Here is a 2,161-nt window from a genome sequence, read left to right as displayed (position 1 = left end):
TGTCAATATCGTTTTGAAACTTCCCAAAATAAACGGTAAAAATTACCCATTAGCATCGTTCGATTCGTTTTCATATAGGCTGACATCATAGAAGCCAGCCTTTTTCTTTTCCCTAATCCGATAGCTGTCACCTTTGATATTGATCGTTGTGGAATGATGCAGCAGCCGATCCAGGATCGCTGTTGCAACGACATTATTTCCGAACACATCACCCCAACTACCGTAGGACTTGTTGGAAGTCAGAATGATTGAGCCTTTTTCATAGCGATTGGAAACAATCTGAAAAAAGTAATGGGCCACTTCATCATCCATGGCCGCATAACCAACCTCATCAATAATCAGGATATTGGGTTTATTCAGTGTTTTAAGTTTGCGATGAATGCGCCCGGAAACAATATTTTCCTGAATCATTGAAATCAGTTCATGAGCACTGAGAAAATAAGCGGTATAGCCACTTTTGATCGCATATACCGCCAACCCAACGGCCAGATGGGTTTTGCCAACGCCGGGCGGGCCCAAGAACACCACATTTTCGGAACGTTCCACAAAGGCGAGCGTTTTCAGTTCGTTTATCTTACGCTGGTTGGCACTGGGCTGGAAATCAAAATCAAAGGAATCAATGGCCTTGATATAAGGAAATTTTGCAAGTTTCAAGTTCGTCGTAGTTGTCCGTTCTCTTTTTGCATCAATTTCTGCCCAAAGCAGCTTGTCCAGGAACTCCAAATAGGATATACTATCCTTGGAAGCTTCTTCCGCATGGTGGTCATAAACGGCAGCCATATGCGTGAGATTCAGACGATCAAAAGCTTCCTTCAGGTGATGGGTTACCATGTAACCACCTCACTGACTAAAGAATCATAGACTGCGAGCGGTCTTTGATGCACTTTGGGCGATTGGTCTGGAATCATAAGCGGTGCTTTGCGGGCTTTGGCTTTATGATTTTGACTGTTCAATCCTTCAAAGTGCTTTTTCATTTTTTGAACCTGGTGTTTTTGGGCCGGTTTCCGGTAACCTTCGATGAAAGTACCGGTTTCATCATAGATTTCAATCGTTCCGTTTCTCAGATCCTGCACACCGACACGGTGACCAACAAAGCGGAAGGGAACGGAATAATAATTGGTCTGATAACTGATCATGCAATCATTCGTGACCTTCCGGCTGACCAGATCCACAGCAAGAAACGGCTCAGTGTTCATCGGCTTCAGTTGCTCTTCCTTCAGGATTTCATGGGGTATTTTATGAATCGTCTGATGTAGCCGGGTGTTGCATTTTGTATCAAGCCAGAGCCGGGCCTGCTCATTGAGTTCGGCCAGATCTGAAAAGCTTTTGACTCTCGGCCAGAAATTGCCGCGTACATATTGGACTCCGCGTTCCACCTTGCCCTTGGAACGGGGCAGATAAGGCCGATGTCGAACCGGAATAAAATGGTGATGCTCGGCAAATCGCAAAAACCGCTGATTCCATTTATCGTCGCCGGTTTTGTGACTGTGGGCAACGACCGTTTTCATGTTGTCATACAGAATACTTTCAGTTACACCGCCCAAATAGGCAAATGCCCGTTCATGGCAGCCGATTAATGTGTCAAATTTTGAATTCTCGGTGAATTCAAGATAATAATTTCTGGAATGCCCCAAAACCATGATGAAGGCATACAATTTTTTGAGCTTTCCATCGGGCATCGTGACAACGAATTCTCCCCAGTCAACCTGGGCCTGTTTGCCAGGGGGCGTTTCATAGCGGATTGATGCTTTGGCTAAGGCTTTTTCGCGATATGGTTTCATGAATTCCCGAAGAATCGTCATTCTTCCCTGGTACCCGTCAGCTGCAATTTCATCGAAAATCACAGCGGCATTGACACAGCCTTCATTCATTCGTTCCAGAATATAATCTTTAAACGGATCAAGCTTTCCTTGTCGAAACTGACGTCTCCGATATGCTGGCGGTTCGTTGCGTTTAAGCCAATTGCTGACCGTTTTTCGATCAACACCCATTTCTCTGGAAATCTGCATGATTGACATTCCCTTATTTTTTAAACCTTTGATCATGTAATATTCCTCCATTGTTATCATTCGGTTGTCCTCCTTATATTTAGAAGAAACATACCGTGTTTTTGGGGAATTTTCAACCGTTTATTATGGGTATTTTAACACCGATTTTGACA

Annotated in this window: 2 protein-coding genes; both read right to left on the bottom strand. The window is 44.1% G+C overall.

From position 1 onward, the window contains the following. Positions 1-42: 42 nt before the first annotated feature. Positions 43-831: an IS21-like element helper ATPase IstB gene (istB, locus tag Q7P33_RS17820; RefSeq protein WP_286945758.1), complete on the bottom strand. Its 789-nt coding sequence runs from the start codon at positions 829-831 to the stop codon at positions 43-45. Next, the gene (gene istA, locus Q7P33_RS17815) at positions 825-2,069 is read right to left on the bottom strand and encodes an IS21 family transposase (RefSeq protein ID WP_286945760.1); all 1,245 of its coding nucleotides are present in this window, start codon (positions 2,067-2,069) and stop codon (positions 825-827) included. Before istA ends, istB begins: the two co-directional genes overlap by 7 nt. Positions 2,070-2,161: the final 92 nt, after the last annotated feature.

The sequence above is a fragment of the Acetobacterium wieringae genome, assembly GCF_026646375.1.
GTDB lineage: Bacteria > Bacillota > Clostridia > Eubacteriales > Eubacteriaceae > Acetobacterium > Acetobacterium wieringae_A.
This window is presented reverse-complemented; position numbering and strand designations above follow the sequence as displayed.